Consider the following 16518-nt stretch of genomic DNA (forward strand, 5'->3'; position numbering starts at 1 on the left):
GGCGGGTCAGCTCCTCTCCGCCGTGCCACGGCCCTGCGGGGACGTGGGGGGCAGGGGGTCGGTACGGGAGACCTGGGCCTCCGGGTACGCCTCGTGGCCCGGCGCGGTGGGCGGCGCGGGCACCTCGTCGACCCGCTCCGCGGCCTCGATCCGGGCGGCGCAGACCTTGTACTCGGGGATCTTCGAGCGGGGGTCCAGGGCGTCGATGGTCAGGGCGTTCGCGGCCGTCGGGACGGGCCAGTGGTAGGGGATGAAGACGGTGTCGGGGCGGATGGCCTCGGTGACCAGGGCCGGGAACACCTCGCTGCCCCGGCGGGTGACCACCCGTACCGGGTCACCGTTGTGGAAGCCGTGCGAGGGGTGGACCTCCACCCAGGGGCGGGGGGTCTGCTCGACGAGGGCGCCCAGGCGGCGGGTCTGGTTGCCGGAGAGGAAGTGCGCGACGGTGCGGCCGGTGGTGAGGGAGAGGGGGAACTCCTCGGTGTAGGCGTCCATGGGCGGATGCCATTCCACGACCTGCATGTGGATCTTGCGGTCGGCGTGGTAGGTCCGGCCGTCCTCGAACAGCCGGGGGGTACCGGGGTGCTCGGTGGACGGGCAGGGCCAGACGATCCCGCCGGTCTCGTCCAGGCGCTCGTAGGTGATGCCGTAGTAGTCGTTGACCGTGCCGGCGGAGGCGACGCGCAACTCCTCGAAGACCTCGCGGGAGCCGGGGAAGTCGAAGTGCTTCCCGGCGCCGAGCCGCCTGGCGAGCTCGCAGATGACCCAGGTGTCGGTGCGCACCCCGGCGGGGGGTTCCTGGGCCTTGTTGTGCTTGACCACGCGGGCCTCGGCGTTGGCCATCACGCCCTCGTCCTCGGCCCAGGTGGTGACGGGGAAGACCACGTGCGCGTTGGCCGCGGTCTCGGAGAGGAAGAAGTCGAACTGGGCGTGGAACTCGGCGGTGTCGTAGCCGTCCTTGACCACCGCGTAGTTGGGGAGGGAGACGAATGGGTTGTTGCAGATGCCGATGAGACCGCGGATCTCCCTGCGCTGCATCTGCCAGACCATCTCCATCATGGAGGTGCCGGCGCCGGGGAGTTCGGACTCCTCGATGCCCCAGATCTGGCAGATCTGCTGGCGGTGTTCCGGGTTGGTGATGGAGCGGCCGCCGGGCAGGAGGTCGGACTTCTGGCCGTGCTCGCGGCCGCCCTGGCCGTTGCCCTGGCCGGTGATGGTGCCGTAGCCGGCTCCGGGCTTGCCGATGTGGCCGGTGGCCACGCACAGGTTGATGACGGACAGGCAGTTCTCGACGCCCTGGGAGTGGTGTTCGATGCCCCGGGCGTGCCAGGCCATGGCCTTGCCCGCTCCGGCGAAGACGCGCGCGACCTGGACGATCTGCGAGGCCGGGATCCCGCAGATCTCGGCGGACCGGGAGGGCGGGTACTCGGCGACGGTCTTCTTGACCTCGTCCCAGCCGGTGGTGTTCGCGGCGATGTAGGCCTCGTCGGTGAGCCCTTCGGCGATGACCACGTTGAGCACGGCGTTGAAGAAGGCCGAGTCGGTGCCGGGCTTGAGCGCGACGTGGATGTCGGCGGTGCGGGCGATGGCCGTCTCGCGCGGGTCGATCACGATCAGCGAGGCACCGCGGTCGCGCGCGCCCCACAGGTACTGGGTCATCACGGGGAAGCACTCCCCCACGTTCGACCCGGCGATGAGCAGGCAGTCGGTGAGGAGGATGTCGGAGAAGGGGTTGCCGGCCCGGTCGATGCCGAAGGCGAGCTTGTTGGCCCCGGCGGCGCTGACCATGCACAGGCGGCCGTTGTAGTCGACGTGCTTGGTCTTCAGTGCGACGCGGGCGAACTTGCCGACCAGGTAGGTCTTCTCCGAGAACAGGCTGGCTCCGCCGAGCAGCCCGAAGGCGTCGTTGCCGTGGGCCTCCTGGATGCGGCGGATCTCCGAGACGGTGAAGTCGAGGGCCTCGTCCCAGGAGCACTCCTTGAACTCCTCGTCCCGCGAGCGCCGCATCAGCGGCGCGGTCAGCCGGTCGGGGTGGTTGACCTGCTGGTAGGCGTTGATCCCCTTGGGGCACAGCCGCATCCGGTTGATGTCGTGGTTGCGGGGCTCGACGCCGAAGACCTTGCCGCCCTTGTCGACGCGCAGGTACATCCCGCACTGCACGCCGCAGAAGCAGCAGTGGGTAGGGACGAGCGTCTCGCCGTTCTGGTCGGCGTGCCACTTGTCCGCGGGGATGCCGCCGGCGTCACGGAAATTGCGGGTGCCGGGCGGGGCGATGGACGGGTCGATGGAGACGGGAACGGGCCGGGACGCGGCCTTGATGGGGTCCGTCGCGGTCACTTGAAGCCCTTCTTGACGTGGGTCAGGTAGGCGTTGCCGCGCAGGACCCGCTTGCAGCGCGGGCAGTACTCGGCCCAGGCGTCGAAGTCGAGCTTCAGGTCCTTCATCGTGCCGCGCAGGTTCTCCACGTACGGGGCGGTGTCGATGGGCTCCTGGCACCGCTTGCACAGGAAGACCTGCTCGTCCTGGCGGGACGTGTACTTGAAGAGCTGCATGCCGACGGCGGCCGGGCGCTGGACGATGTGGAAGAACTTCCCGAACGGGATGTAGATGAGGGTGAACACCACCGACACCATGTGCAGGATCGCGAGGAACTCGTACCCGCCTCCGTGCAGGAAGATCGACGAGAAGGTCAGCAGCAGCCCGGTCACGGAGATCACGATCAGGCAGATCAGCGGCAGCAGGTCGTAGGCGAAGCGCTGGCCGGTCATGGCCCCGCGGTCCCTCATCCGGCGCCACAGGAAGTACGAGGCTCCGGGGATGACGAGGACGGCGGCGATGTCCAGGCCGTGGAACATCAGCCAGCCCAGGATGTTCAGGGAGTCGAAACCGAGGACCTTGATGCCCCAGATCCGCATCTCGTAGCCGGGGCCCGCCGCGCTGTCGCCGGTGAAGGTGAACCAGCCCCAGGTCAGCGGGAAGGTGATCGCCGCGGCGAGCAGGCAGCCCCAGAACATGAGCTGGTGGGCGATCCAGCGGGGCCGGGAGCGGGCGCCGAGGAACTTCTGGAAGCCGAGGTACGTCGCGATCATCTTCGGCAGGGCGGTGGGTGCCTTGCGGAAGTTGGCGGCCGAGAAGAAGCTGCCGAAGCCCTTCCTGAAGAGACGGCGCGCACCGGGGGCCGAGACCCAGACCGTGTACCGGTAGGCCACGCCGAAGGCCAGGAAGACGGTGGCGACGGCGTACGGCAGCAGGGCGGAGTCGAAGTCCCGCAGCAGCCGGCTGCCGAGCACGATCGCGATGACGAGCAGGAGCGAGACGACGGTGCCGGCCAGGGTGGCCCGTGCGGTGACGGACCGCCCGACCGGCGGTGAGGTCTCGGGCGCCGGTGGAGGCGGCGCGGCATCGATGACATCTGAGGGCTCGGACACAGCACTACGCTAGGTGTTCCGTACTGATTCGGCCCGTTATGTACGGTATATGGGTGCGCCGTACGGGTGACTGCTCCGGCGGCTCCGGACCGCCGTCAGACCGCCGTCAGACCCTGCGCGGCGAAGATCGCCTTCGCCTCGGCGACCTGCCCGGCCGTCGGCGACGGCGTGTCGTGGAGGGTGAACTTCATGTCGAGGGCGTCCCACTTGCTCTCGCCGAGCTTGTGGAAGGGCAGTACGTCGACCCGCGAGACGTTCCCCAGGGTGCCGGCGAAGGCGGCGACGCCCTCGACGTTCTCCCGGGCGTCGGTCAGCCCCGGCACCAGCACGAACCGCAGGTGCACCTCCTTGCCGAGGTCGGCGAGGCGACGGGCGAAGTCCAGGGTCGGCTCCAGGGGGCGGCCGGTGACCTGCTTGTAGGTCTCCCGGTCCCAGGACTTGATGTCCAGCAGGACCAGGTCCACGTCGCGCAGCAGCGCGTCGGTGGCGCGGGCCCCGAGGAAGCCGGAGGTGTCCAGGGCGGTGTGCAGCCCCAGGTCGTTCTTCATCCGGTGCAGCAGCTCGCCGGCGAAGACGGGCTGGAGGAGCGGCTCACCGCCGGAGATGGTGGCGCCGCCACCGGAGGCGGAGATGAACTTGGTGTACTTGCGGGCCTCGGCGATGACGTCGTCGGCCGAGGTGCGCTTGCCGTTGCGCATCCGCATGGTGTCGGGGTTGTGGCAGTACAGGCAGGTCAGCGGGCAGCCGGACAGGAAGGTCACGAACCGGGTTCCGGGGCCGTCGACCCCGGTGGACAGGTCCCAGGAGTGCACCGTGCCCTCGCTCGGCCGCTGGGTCGCGGCGGCGGCGGGTGTCTGGCCGGCGCTCACGCTGATCGCGTTGGCGTGGCCGACGGGAAGGCTCGTACCGAAGAGGACGGTCATGGCAGGTGCTCCAGCTTCCAGATTCCGTGGGCTGATCTGGTGACGCGCGGTCCCGGGGCCGGGTGAGGGCCGGCCCCGGGCCGCGCGGTTCGTGGGTCTCCCGTGAGGGTCAGAGAGAGCCGTGGAAGGTGCGGTTCAGCACGTCCAGCTGCTGAGCGCGCGTGAGGCGGACGAAGTTCACCGCGTAACCGCTGACGCGGATGGTCAGCTGCGGGTAGTTCTCCGGGTGCTCCATGGCGTCCATGAGCGTGTCGCGGTTGAGCACGTTCACGTTCATGTGGAAGCCGTCGACCGCCATGTAGCCGTCGAGGACGCCCGCCAGGTTCTTGATCCGCTCCTCCGGGGTGCGGCCCAGGCCGTCGGGGGTGACGGTGTTGGTCAGCGAGATGCCGTCCTCGGCGTCCTCGTAGGGCAGCTTCGCGACCGACAGCGCCGAGGTGACGTAGCCGTGGGTGTCGCGGCCGTTCATCGGGTTGGCTCCCGGGGAGAACGGCTCGCCGGCGCGGCGTCCGTCCGGCGTGTTGCCGGTCTTCTTGCCGTAGACGACGTTCGAGGTGATGGTCAGCACGGACTGGGTGTGCTCGGAGTCGCGGTAGGTGGGGTGCTTGCGCACCTTCCTCATGAACTCCTCGACGAGCCAGACGGCGATCGAGTCGACGCGGTCGTCGTTGTTGCCGTACGCCGGGTACTCGCCGTCGATGGCGTAGTCGGTGGCGAGGCCGGTCTCGTCGCGCAGGGCGGTGACCTTGGCGTACTTGATGGCGGCCAGCGAGTCGGCGGCGACCGAGAGGCCGGCGATGCCGCAGGCCATGGTGCGGCGCACGTCACGGTCGTGGAGCGCCATCTCGATGCGCTCGTACGCGTACTTGTCGTGCATGTAGTGGATGACGTTCAGGGCGTGGACGTAGGTGTCGGCGAGCCACTCCATCTGCTCGTCGAACTTCGCCATGACCTCGTCGTAGTCCAGCACCTCGGCGGTGAGGGCACCGGTGGACGGACCGACCTGGGCTCCGGACTTCTCGTCACGGCCGCCGTTGATCGCGTAGAGCAGGGTCTTGGCGAGGTTCACTCGGGCGCCGAAGAACTGCATCTGCTTGCCGACCGGCATGGCCGAGACGCAGCAGGCGATGGCGGTGTCGTCGCCGAAGCGCGGGCGCATCAGCTCGTCGGACTCGTACTGCACCGAGGAGGTGTCGATGGAGACCCGGGCGCAGAACTCCTTGAAACCCTGCGGCAGCTGGGGCGACCAGAAGACCGTCATGTTCGGCTCGGGGGCCGGGCCGAGGTTGTAGAGGGTGTGGAGGTAGCGGAACGAGGTCTTGGTGACCAGCGGACGGCCGTCCTCACCCATGCCGGCGATCGACTCGGTGACCCAGGTGGGGTCGCCCGAGAAGAGCTCGTCGTACTCAGGGGTGCGCAGGAAGCGGACGATGCGGAGCTTGATGATGAAGTCGTCGACCAGTTCCTGGGCCTGCTCCTCGGTGAGGAGGCCGGCCTCGATGTCGCGCTGGAGGTAGACGTCGATGAAGGTGGAGGTGCGGCCGAGCGACATCGCCGCGCCGTTCTGCTCCTTCACGGCGGCCAGGTAGGCGAAGTACAGCCACTGGATGGCCTCGCGGCCGGTGCTGGCCGGGCCGGAGATGTCGTACCCGTAGGAGGCGGCCATCGTCTTGAGCTCGGCCAGCGCGCGGATCTGCTCGGAGAGCTCCTCGCGCAGGCGGATCGTCTCCTCCAGCGAACGGTTGCCCGCGGGGAGGGAGTTGATCTCCTCCTTCTCCTCCTTCTTGAAGGCGATGAGGCGGTCGACACCGTAGAGGGCCACGCGGCGGTAGTCGCCGATGATGCGGCCGCGGCCGTACGCGTCGGGCAGACCGGTCACGATGCCGGCCTTGCGGGCGGCGCGGATGTCGGGGGTGTACGCGTCGAAGACACCGGCGTTGTGGGTCTTGCGGTACTCCGTGAAGACCTTCTCCAGGTCGTCGGAGACCGGGTAGCCGTAGGTCTCCAGCGCGCCGGCGACCATGCGCCAGCCGCCGTAGGGCATGATCGCGCGCTTGAGCGGGGCGTCCGTCTGAAGGCCGACGATCAGGTCCTTGTCGCGGTCGATGTAGCCGGGGGCGTGCGCGGTGATCGTCGACGGGATGTCGTACGCGACGTCGTAGACGCCCTTCTCGCGCTCCTCCGGGAACTTGTCCGTGATCGCCTTCCACACGGCGGTGGTGCGCTCGGTGGGGCCGGCGAGGAAGGTGTCGTCACCCTCGTACGGCGTGTAGTTCTGCTGGATGAAGTCGCGGACGTCGATGGCGTCACGCCACAGACCGCCCTTGAAGCCCTCCCAGGCCTCGCCGTTCTTCGTGGTTTCCGCAGGGGTGGCAGTCATCGCCCGCACCTTCCGAGTCGCCTCATTGCTTGTATCCATTGCACGCCTTTTGATCGATCATTTGGCGCCGCGTTGGTCCCGAGCTGGGGCCCGAAAGTCCCCTCATCCCCAGCCCCAAGGGTCGCGCATCCCAGCTGACCTGGCACTTCGAGCAGGCCAAAGGCCCTTCGTGCGCTTGTGAAAACTTTCACAAGATTCTGGAAAGGGCCGCCTTGGAGGCTTGACCGGTCAGACAATCTGAACCAGAGCGAAGCCTGTGGATACCGCGACGCACGTCGTGATCAGGCCGGGCAGCATGAAGGAGTGGTTGACGACGAAGCGGCCGACCCGGGTGGTGCCGGTCCTGTCGAAGTTGATCGCCGCGATGAAGGTGCCGTAGGTGGGGAGGAGGAAGTAGCCGTTCACGGCGGGCCACATCGCGATGAGGAGGGGGGCCGGGATACCGAGGGCGAGCCCGAGGGGCATCAGCGCCTTGGTGGTCGTGGCCTGGCTGAACAGCAGCGCGGAGAGGAGCAGCAGCATGATGGCGAAGAACCAGGGGTGGTCCTGCGCGACCCCGCCGAGCGCACCGGTGATCCGGGCCTCGTTGGCGCCGATGAAGGACAGTCCCAGCCACGACAGCCCGAAGACGCCGATGACGGCGACGAGCCCGGACTTGGCCACGTCCGTGCCCGGTATCCGCTTGGCGTCGACCTTGCACAGCAGGAGGATCAGCGCGGCCACGGCCATCATCAGGATCTCGATGGTGGCGGGCATCGAGAGCGGCCCCTTGGCCGTCCCGGGGCGCAGCGCGGGGAAGAGACCGCTGAGGACGACGGCGGCGGTCCCGCCGAGGAAGAGGTACGCCGCCCAGCGCGCCCGCGGCCGCAGCGGCGCGGTGGCCTCGGCGGGGGCAGGGGCCTCGATCTCGCCGGCGGCCAGCCGGCGCTGGTACTCGGCGTCCTGCCCGAGCTCCTTGCCGATCCGGGACTGCACGGTGGCCGCGACGAGCACGCCCAGCAGGGTGGCCGGCACGGCGACGGCCATGATCCGGGGCAGGTTCCAGCCGTCCCCGTCGAACATCACGATCATGGCCGCCATGGCGGCGGAGACGGGCGAGGCGGTGATACCGAAGGTGGCCGCGATGGAGGAGACGGCGATGGGCCGCTCCGGGCGGACACCGCCTTCGCGGGCCACGTCGTGGATCACCGGGAGCAGGGGGTAGAAGACGTGGGCGGTGCCGGCGCCCAGGGTGAAGGCCCATGAGACGAGGGGTGCCACGTAGACGACACGGCTGGGCTTGCGGCGGATCGCCTTCTCGGCGAGCCCCACGAGGAAGTCGATGCCCCCGGCGGCCTCCATCGCCGCGGCGGCCATGATCACCGCGAGGATGATCAGCATGACGTCGACGATGCCGGAGGTGTCGGCGGGTGTCACCCCGAAGAACGTGGCGAGCACGAACACCCCGACGGCCCCCCAGAGCCCCATGGCCACCCCACCCTTCCGGGACCCGAGTGCGATGGCCGCCACCATGACGGCGAGCTGCAGGAACATGCCGAGCACTGCGTTGACTTCCGATCGGCTAATCCAGCCCCTCCGGCGTTTGAGGAGCGGGGGTCCGGGGGCTGGCCCCCGGCAACGGCGCCGCGGGCGGGCACGGCCGGCGCCCACGGCCGGGTCTGGGGCGCAGCCCCCAGGGAGCCCGGGCGGGTGCGGGTTCCGCTCGCGCAGCGGCCCCGCATCCACCCGGGCCGGCAGGGCCACCACTCCCGACTAGCTGGGAGCCTCCGCGCCCTTGCGGGCGTAGAACCACCAGGCCACCACGACGCAGCTGGCGTAGAAGGCGACGAAGCCCCACATCGCGCTGGTCACGGCGAAGTTGGCGAACATCGCCGGGATGAAGAAGAAGCCGTAGGCGGCGATGGCCGCGGTGAAACCGGTCACCGCGCCCGACTCGATCTCGGCCTGCTTCAGCGCCTTCGCGTACTGCGGGGTGCCCTCCGTCAGGCCCGCGAGGTGCTGGCCCCGGAAGATGACCGGGATCTGACGGAAGGTCGAGCCGTTGCCGATGCCCGAGAAGAAGAACGCCGACAGGAAGCAGAAGAAGAACCCGTAGAAGGAACCGTGGTCGGCACCCGCCGGCAGGAAGGTGATCACGCCGATGATCGACGCGCCCATGCCCACGAAGGACAGGATCGTCACCCGGGCCCCGCCGAACTTGTCGGCGATCCAGCCACCGGCCCAGCGCGCCAGCGCGCCGAGCGCCGGGCCCATCCAGGCGTAGGTGGCCACGGAGTACGCCGGGAAGGTCGTCTTGATGAGCAGCGGGAGGGCCGCCGCGAAACCGATGAAGGAGCCGAAGGTGCCGACGTAGAGCCAGGTCATCAGCCAGTTGTGCTTGCGCTTGAAGATGATCTTCTGCTGGCTGAAGGGGGTGGAGGCGACCTTCAGGTCGTTCTGGCCGAACCAGGCGATGGCCGCGAGGACGATCAGGACGGGGACCCAGACGAACGCGGCGTTCTGGAGATAGATCTCCGAGCCGTTGGTCTTCTTCTGGCCCGCGCCGATCGCCAGGACCGAGGAGGTGATCAGGATCGGGGTGAGCAGCTGGACCACGGAGACGCCCAGGTTGCCCAGGCCGCCGTTGATCCCGGTCGCGTTGCCCTTCTCCTGCTTCGGGTAGAAGAAGCCGATGTTGGCCAGGGAGGAGGAGAAGTTGGCGCCGCCGATGCCGCAGAGCGCGGCGATGGCGACCATCGTGCCGTAGGAGGTGTCGGGGTTCTGCACCGCGAAGCCCAGCCACAGCAGCGGCACGATCAGCACGACGGTGGAGACCGCCGTGAAGCGGCGCTGGCCGATCATCGGGCCGATGAAGGTGTAGAGGATGCGGGCGGTACCGCCCGTGATGCCGGGGACCGCGGTCAGCCAGAACAGCTGCGACTGGGAGAAGCCGAAGCCGACGTCCTTGAGGTTGGTCGCCGTGATGCTCCAGACCTGCCAGACCACGAAGGCGACCAGCAGGGCCGGCACCGCGATCCACAGGTTGCGGGTGGCGACCTTCTTACCGGTGGACCGCCAGAAGGACGGGTCCTCCGGCATCCACTCCGTGATCGTGCGACCGGGGCGGTACTGCGCCGGATCGGGCTCTTGGACTCGGCTGGGTGCCGTTCGCACGTCCTGCTTGGCGGAACTCATGGCATGTCCTGAACGTTCGGAGGGGTTGAGAAAATGAGAAGAGGAGTCCTGACCTTCTTAGGGTCCGACGACAGGGGCGCCCGGCATCAGGGGAGAACGTCGTGTGGGCGACAGGACAAGGTCCCATCGCCCACAGTGCGTTGGTACGGCGCCCGCGGAGCCTTAAGCCTTGAGGTCCACCAGCGGCAGGGACACCTCGGGGTCGTCGAGGCAGACGCCGGTCCGCAGGTCGAAGACCTGCTTGTGCATCGGCGAGGCCACGACGGGCACCCCGTGGCGCGAGCCCATGATGCCGTTGGCGATCACATCGGCGCCCGAGAAGGGGTCCCGGTTGCCCACGGCGTAGACCTCGCCCGCGCGGTCCTTGAACACCGCGGCCTCCGTGCCGTCCGGCAGTACCGCCGTGCGGCCGCGGCCCGGCTCCAGGGACTCCGCCGGCGACTGGCCCGCGGTCGCCCCGAAGTCCACGCTCCCGAAGCGCTCCAGCGCCGCCGGGTCCTCCAGGACCGCGGCCCACTCGTCCTCGTACGCGCTCACGTGGCGCTCCATCTGCGCCTCCAGCTCCGCGCAGATGCCGAGCGAGTCCTCGATCAGGACGGCACTCAGGTGGTCCAGGCCCACCGTGCTGCCACCGAGCCGCTCGAGCCAGGCGGCCGTCCGCTCCAGGCGCTCGCCGGTGCGGATGTAGTACATGAGGAACCGGTCGATCAGCGCGAAGAGTTCGGCGGTGTCCAGGTCCGAGGCCAGCAGGTCGGCGTGGCGCGGGGTCGCTCCGCCGTTGCCGCTGACGTACAGGTTCCAACCGTTGGCGGTGGCGATGACGCCGATGTCCTTGCCCCGCGCCTCCGCGCACTCGCGCAGGCAGCCCGAGACGCCGCCCTTGAACTTGTGCGGGGTGCGCAGCCCCCGGTAGCGCAGCTCCAGGTCGATGGCGAGCTGGATCGAGTCGCCCTGTCCGAAGCGGCAGAAGCGGGCGCCCACGCACGACTTGACCGCGCGCAGGGATTTCCCGTACGCCTGCCCGGACTCGAAGCCGGCGCCGCCGAGCCGCCGCCAGATGTCGGGCAGCTGCTCCTTGCGGACTCCGAAGAGGCCGATGCGCTGGGCGCCGGTGATCTTCGTGTAGAGGCCGTAGTCCCGGGCCACCTCGCCCAGCGCGATGACCTGCTCGGCGGTGATCTCGCCGCCGGCGACGCGCGGGACGACCGAGTAGGTGCCGTCCTTCTGGAGGTTGGCGAGGAAGAGGTCGTTGGAGTCCTGCAGGGCCGCCTGCTCGCCCGCCAGGATGTGCCCGAGGCCCAGGTCGGGGGCGAGGGTGCCGAGCACGTTGGCGACGACCGGCTTGCAGACGGCGCAGCCCTCGCCGCCCTCGCCGTGGGTCTCCAGCAGCTCGCTGAAGCTGCGGATGCGCTCGGCGCGGATCTTCTCGTAGATCTCCGCCCGGGTCAGGGTGAAGTGCTCGCACAGGCCTCTGGCCTTCTCGATGCCGGCCGCGTCCAGTTCGGCGTCCAGAACCGCTTGCAGCGTGCCGATGCAGCCGCCGCAGCCCGTGCCCGCCTTGGTGCACTTCTTGATGCCGCCGATGTCGGTGAGGGATTCCGCGACCACCGCCTCGCGCACCTGTGCCTTGGTGACGTTGTGGCAGCTGCACACCACCGCGTCGTCGGGCATCGCGTCCGCGCCGGGCAGTGCCACGCCTTCGGTCGACGGGAGGATGAAGGCCTCCGCCGGGGCCGGCAGCTGCCGGCCCGCGTGCGGCTTCAGCGAGCCGTAGGCCTCCGCGTCGCCGACCAGGATGCCGCCGAGCAGTGCACCGTCGGGGCCGAGCAGCAGCTTCTTGTAGACGCCCTCGCGGGCGTCGGAGAAGACCACCGAGACGGCGCCGTCGCGACCCTCACGGGCGAAGGGGTCACCGAAGGAGGCCACGTCGGCGCCCATCAGCTTGAGCTTGGTGGAGGTGTCGGCCCCGGTGAAGGTCAGCTCGCCGGCCCCCGCGAGGGCCTCGGCGACGGTCTCGGCCATCTGGTAGCCGGGCGCGACCAGCCCGTACACCTTCCCGTCGACGGTCTGCGCGCACTCGCCGACCGCGTAGACGTACGGGTCGCTGGTGCGGCAGTGGGCGTCCACGACGACACCGCCGCGGTCGCCGACGGCCAGGCCGCACTCGCGGGCCAGCCGGTCGCGCGGCCGTACACCGGCCGAGAAGACGACGATGTCGGAGCCGATCTCCTCGCCGCTGGTCAGCCGCAGCGCCTGCGCCCGCCCGTCGGGATGCATCTGCACCCCGGCCGCACCGACGCCCGTGTGCACGGCGACGCCCATGGATTCGATGGTGGCCCGCAGGGCCGCCGCGCCACCGTCGTCCACCTGCAGCGGCATCAGCCGGGGCGCGAACTCCACGACGTGCGTGGCCAGTCCGAGCGTGCGCAGCGCGCCGGCCGCCTCCAGGCCGAGGAGCCCGCCGCCGATGACCACACCGGTCCGGACCTCGGTGTCCGCGGCGTACGCCGACATGGCCGCGACGTCCTCGAGCGTGCGGTACGTGAAACAGCCCTCGGCGTCGGCGCCGTCGATCGGCGGGACGAAGGGGTAGGAGCCGGTCGCCAGTACCAGGGCGTCGTAGCCGAACACCCCGCCGGAGCGGGCGGTGACCGTACGGGCGGTGGTGTCGATCAGTTCGGCCGGGGCACCCAGGCGCAGGTCGATGCCGTACTTCTCCAGGAAGCCGGGCCCGACCAGGGACAGTTCCTCGCCGGTGGAGCCGGTGAAGGCCGCGGACAGGTGCACGCGGTCGTAGGCGGGGCGCTGCTCCTCCGCGAGGACGGTGACCTGCCAGCCGCCGCGTTCGGGGCGGGTCGGGTCGGCGAGCGCGTCGCGCTCGGCGAGCGCCTCGAGCAGGCGGTGTCCCACCATGCCGTGGCCGATGACAACCAGCGTCTGCCCCATGGATCTCACTCCGTGTGTCCCTGTGCCGCGCGGTCCGGGGGCGGTCGAGACAGCCGGGCCAAAACGTCACGCGTACATGTATTCCGACCCTTCGACGGTAGGTCCGCCCCCCGGCCCGCGACGACCGAAAAGGGCCCCTCGGGGCAGGGAGAGGGACCTTTTCCACACAGGACCTCCGGCCTGCGGCGAGGGCCCTTGGCCAGGCTCCCGCGGGCCCCCGCCGCGCCTAGCGTGGGAGGGGGACGCGGGGGCGGATCAGGGAGGCAGGCCACATGCTCGTCATCGCCGTCCACGGCAGCGCGGTCCCGGAGGCCACCGCGACCATCGACCGGCTCACCGCCGCCGTCGAGGCCCTCAGCGGGGTCCACGCGCGGGTCGGCCACCTCGACGTGCAGCGCCCCTCGCTCGCCGACGTCGTACGGGAGCATCCGGGCGCGGTGGTCGTCCCACTGCTCCTCGGGGACGGCTTCCACCGGAGCGTCGACATACCCGCCGTCCTGGAGGGCACCGGCTGCGTGCTCACCGAGGGCCTCAGCGGGGAGCGCGACATCGCCCGCGCCCTGCACAGCCGCCTGCGCGACGCAGAGCGCCGCCGCGGCCCGTACACCCGGGCCGACGCGGTGGTGGTGGCCGGCGCCGGCTCCTCCCGCCCGGGCGGCAACGCCGGTACGCGGGCCTGCGCGGCGCACCTGGCCGCCCTGCTGGAGTTCGACGGCGAGGGCGCCGACCCCGTCCCGGTGGTCCCGGCGTACCTCACCTCCGCCGGGCCGGCGGTTCCCCAAGCCCTGGCCTCGCTCCAGGCCGCCGGGTACCGCCGGATCGCGGTGGCGGCGCACCTGCTGGCCCCGGGCCGCTTCTCGCGCGCCCTGAACGGCTCGGGCGCCTGGACGGTCTCGGAGCCACTGGCCGACCACCCGCACCTGGCCCGGCTCGTCCTGCGCAGGTACGAGTCCGCCCGGGGCACACGGGCACTGAGGGCCGCGCGCCTCGCCTGCTGAACCTCGTAGGACTGCTGTCCTGGGCGGTATGGCTCTGGCTTACGTACCCATGACCGCCCGCAGCCGGGACGAGGGCCACCGCGCCGCGACCCCGCTGGAGCTCTTCTTCGACCTCTGCTTCGTCGTCGCCGTGGCGCAGGCCGGAGCGCGGCTGGTGCACGCCCTGGCCGAGGGGCACCCCGGCACCGGCGTGATCGGCTACTGCTTCGTCTTCTTCGGCGTGTGGTGGGCGTGGATGAACTTCACGTGGTTCGCCTCCGCGTACGACTGCGACGACGTGCCGTACCGAATCGCGACGCTCGTCCAGATCGCCGGCGTGCTCGTCTACGCGGCGGGCGTGGGCCGGGCGTTCGACCAGAACGACTGGACGGTGGCCGTCATCGGCTACCTGATCATGCGCGTCGGGCTCACCGCCCAGTGGCTGCGGGCCGCGTTCGGCGAGACCGGCACGGCCCGGACGGCGGCCCTGAAGTACGCGGCCGGGCTGGTCGTCTGCCAGGCCGGCTGGGTGGCGCTGCTGTTCGCCCCCAACGGCAGCAAGCGCTGGCTTTTCCTGATCGTGGCCGCCGCGGAGCTGCTGGTTCCGGTGCTGGCCGAGTACGGTCACGAGACTCCGTGGCACGCCCACCACATCGTGGAGCGGTACGGACTGTTCACGATCATCGTGCTGGGCGAGACGATCGCGGCGAGCACGGTGGCCGTGAAGTCGGCGCTGGACGAGCACGAGGCCCTGGGCGAACTGCTGCCCATCGCCGCCGGCGGGCTGCTGATCGTCTTCGCCGCCTGGTGGATCTACTTCGCGGTGCCGATGCACGAGCGGCTGACCTCCAACCGGGAGGCGATCCCGTGGGGTTACGGACACGTGCTGATCTTCGGCTCGGGCGCGGCGATCGGCGCGGGCATCGAGGTCGCGGTCGAGCACTCGGTCGGGAAGGCGCACATCTCGCAGCTCGCCGCGAACGCCGCCGTCACCGTCCCGACCGCGATCTTCCTGCTGATGGTCTGGCTGCTGCACTCCCGCCACTTCAAGCGGGGCCTCGCCCAGCAGCTGACCCTGCCGGTCTCCGCCCTCGTGGTGCTGGCCTGCTCGTGGACGGGCACGTACGCCGTCCTGTACGCGGGGCTGGTCGCGACGGCGACGGTGGCGGTCGGCACGATCCTGGCCGTACGCGGCGCCGAGCCCGGCCCCGCCGGAGCCTGAGGCGCGGGGGTCGGGTACCGGCCCCGGACCCGGCCCCCGCATCGGCACCGTGCCGGACCGTCACTCCCGCGCCCCCGCCACCGTTCTCCACCGCAGGACGACGCGCAGCAACTGGAGGCACGGCCATGACGCTCCCCGCACAACGACCCGGCCAGGACCCCGGCAGGGAACTGGCCGACCCGGCCTTCTGGCAGGCGCCCCCCGCCCACCGCCTGGCCGCCTTCGCCCGCCTGCGGGCCCTGGACTCCCCCGTGTTCGTCCCCGAGGGGACCGGGCACTGGGCCCTCGTGCGCCACGCGGACGTGCAGGAGGCGAGCCGGCTCCCCAAGGTCTTCGCCAGCGCGCCCGGGGTGACGACGCCCGAGCCGGCCCGGTGGGTGCGGTCGCTGTTCGGGGACTCGATGGTCAACCTGGACGGCGCCGACCACGCGCAGCTGCGCAAGATCGTGCAGCGGGCCTTCACACCCCGGCTGCTGGCGGCGGCCGAGGAGGACATCCACGCGGTGGCGGCCCGCATCGTGGACGACGTACTGGACCAGCGGCCCGACGAGTTCGTCTCGGCGGTGGCCTCCCGGCTGCCCCTCGAGGTCATCTGCAACATGATGGGCATCCCGGAGCGCTACCGCGCCGAGATCGCCGACCGGGTCAACCACGCCTCCGAGCACATCGGCGTGGAGCGCGGCCTGGCATCCCGGCTGCGGATGCCAGGCCGCGGGCTGCGGGCACTGGCCCGGATGCAGCGGATGGTGGCGGGAATCGGGCGGGACCGGCGCAAGAACCCGGCGGACGACCTGATCTCGGCGCTGGTGTGCGCCAACGTGGACGGCCAGGCCCTCGGCGCCCGTCAACTCGGCGCGTTCTTCTCGCTGCTGATGGTTGCCGGGGTGGAGACCACGCGCAACGCCATCACGCACGGACTGACCCTGCTGACCGACCACCCGGACCAACGCGACCTGCTCCTGGCGGACTTCGAGAAGTACGCGGACGGCGCGGTGGACGAGATGATCCGCCACTCCACGCCGATCATCCAGTTCCGCCGGACGGTCGTCGCCGAACACACCCTGGGCGGCCACACGTTCGTCCCCGGCGACAAGGTGGTCCTGTACTACGCCTCCGCCAACCGCGACGAGGCCGTCTTCCCCGACCCGGACACCTTCGACATCACCCGCTCCCCCAACCCCCACCTGGGATTCGGCGGCGGCGGACCGCACTTCTGCCTGGGCGCCCACCTGGCGAGGGTGGAGATGAAGGCGCTCTTCCGCGAGCTCCTGACCCGCCCGGTGGGGCTGCGTGCGGTCGGCCTGCCGGACCTGGCCGGGTCCAGCTTCGACAACCGGGTCCGCTCGCTGCGCTTCGCCTTCGAACAGCCCTAGCCGGGAGCGTAGACGGCCCGGCCCGGGAGCGGGAGACGACCCGGCCCTTGGAGCGAGGCCCCGGCCCGGAAACGACGGACCGGCCACCGGGCAGG

Annotated in this window: 10 protein-coding genes; 3 read left to right on the forward strand and 7 right to left on the reverse strand. The window is 70.5% G+C overall.

The genetic code is table 11. From position 1 onward, the window contains the following. Positions 1 to 6: 6 nt before the first annotated feature. From OG389_RS15820 to nirB, 7 genes are all read right to left on the reverse strand, one after another. Positions 7 to 2337 (reverse strand): molybdopterin oxidoreductase family protein, encoded by a 2331-nt coding sequence (locus OG389_RS15820; protein WP_328299125.1) that lies wholly within the window; start codon positions 2335 to 2337, stop codon positions 7 to 9. Then, positions 2334 to 3428, reverse strand: coding sequence for an MFS transporter (locus OG389_RS15825; RefSeq protein WP_328299126.1), 1095 nt, complete (start codon positions 3426 to 3428; stop codon positions 2334 to 2336). The genes OG389_RS15820 and OG389_RS15825 overlap by 4 nt, the downstream gene beginning before the upstream one ends. A gap of 95 nt (positions 3429 to 3523) precedes the next feature. After that, positions 3524 to 4351, reverse strand: a complete 828-nt coding sequence (gene pflA, locus OG389_RS15830; RefSeq protein WP_328299127.1) for a pyruvate formate-lyase-activating protein — start codon at positions 4349 to 4351, stop codon at positions 3524 to 3526. A 109-nt stretch (positions 4352 to 4460) separates the two neighbouring features. Beyond that, a complete protein-coding gene (gene pflB / locus OG389_RS15835; protein ID WP_328299128.1) occupies positions 4461 to 6731 on the reverse strand; it encodes a formate C-acetyltransferase in 2271 nt (756 codons plus the stop codon). Between the two features lie 228 nt (positions 6732 to 6959). After that, the gene (locus OG389_RS15840) at positions 6960 to 8264 is read right to left on the reverse strand and encodes an anaerobic C4-dicarboxylate transporter family protein (RefSeq protein ID WP_328299129.1); all 1305 of its coding nucleotides are present in this window, start codon (positions 8262 to 8264) and stop codon (positions 6960 to 6962) included. Positions 8265 to 8483: 219 nt separating this feature from the next. Next, the gene (locus OG389_RS15845; RefSeq protein WP_328299130.1) at positions 8484 to 9905 is read right to left on the reverse strand and encodes an MFS transporter; all 1422 of its coding nucleotides are present in this window, start codon (positions 9903 to 9905) and stop codon (positions 8484 to 8486) included. 162 nt (positions 9906 to 10067) lie between these two features. Continuing rightward, positions 10068 to 12851, reverse strand: coding sequence for a nitrite reductase large subunit NirB (nirB, locus tag OG389_RS15850; RefSeq protein WP_328299131.1), 2784 nt, complete (start codon positions 12849 to 12851; stop codon positions 10068 to 10070). Positions 12852 to 13123: 272 nt separating this feature from the next. Here nirB and OG389_RS15855 point away from each other — a divergent pair, with 272 nt between their 5' ends. The 3 genes from OG389_RS15855 (at position 13124) to OG389_RS15865 (ending at position 16423) form a co-directional block, all read left to right on the forward strand. Next, positions 13124 to 13849: a sirohydrochlorin chelatase gene (locus tag OG389_RS15855; protein WP_328299132.1), complete on the forward strand. Its 726-nt coding sequence runs from the start codon at positions 13124 to 13126 to the stop codon at positions 13847 to 13849. A 28-nt stretch (positions 13850 to 13877) separates the two neighbouring features. After that, entirely contained in the window at positions 13878 to 15050 is a 1173-nt protein-coding gene (locus OG389_RS15860; protein WP_328299133.1) for a low temperature requirement protein A, read from the forward strand. A gap of 125 nt (positions 15051 to 15175) precedes the next feature. Next, positions 15176 to 16423: a cytochrome P450 gene (locus OG389_RS15865; RefSeq protein WP_328299134.1), complete on the forward strand. Its 1248-nt coding sequence runs from the start codon at positions 15176 to 15178 to the stop codon at positions 16421 to 16423. Positions 16424 to 16518 lie beyond the last annotated feature (95 nt).

Origin of the sequence: Streptomyces sp. NBC_00435 (assembly GCF_036014235.1) — a bacterium.
In the GTDB taxonomy this organism is placed as follows: Bacteria; Actinomycetota; Actinomycetes; order Streptomycetales; family Streptomycetaceae; genus Streptomyces.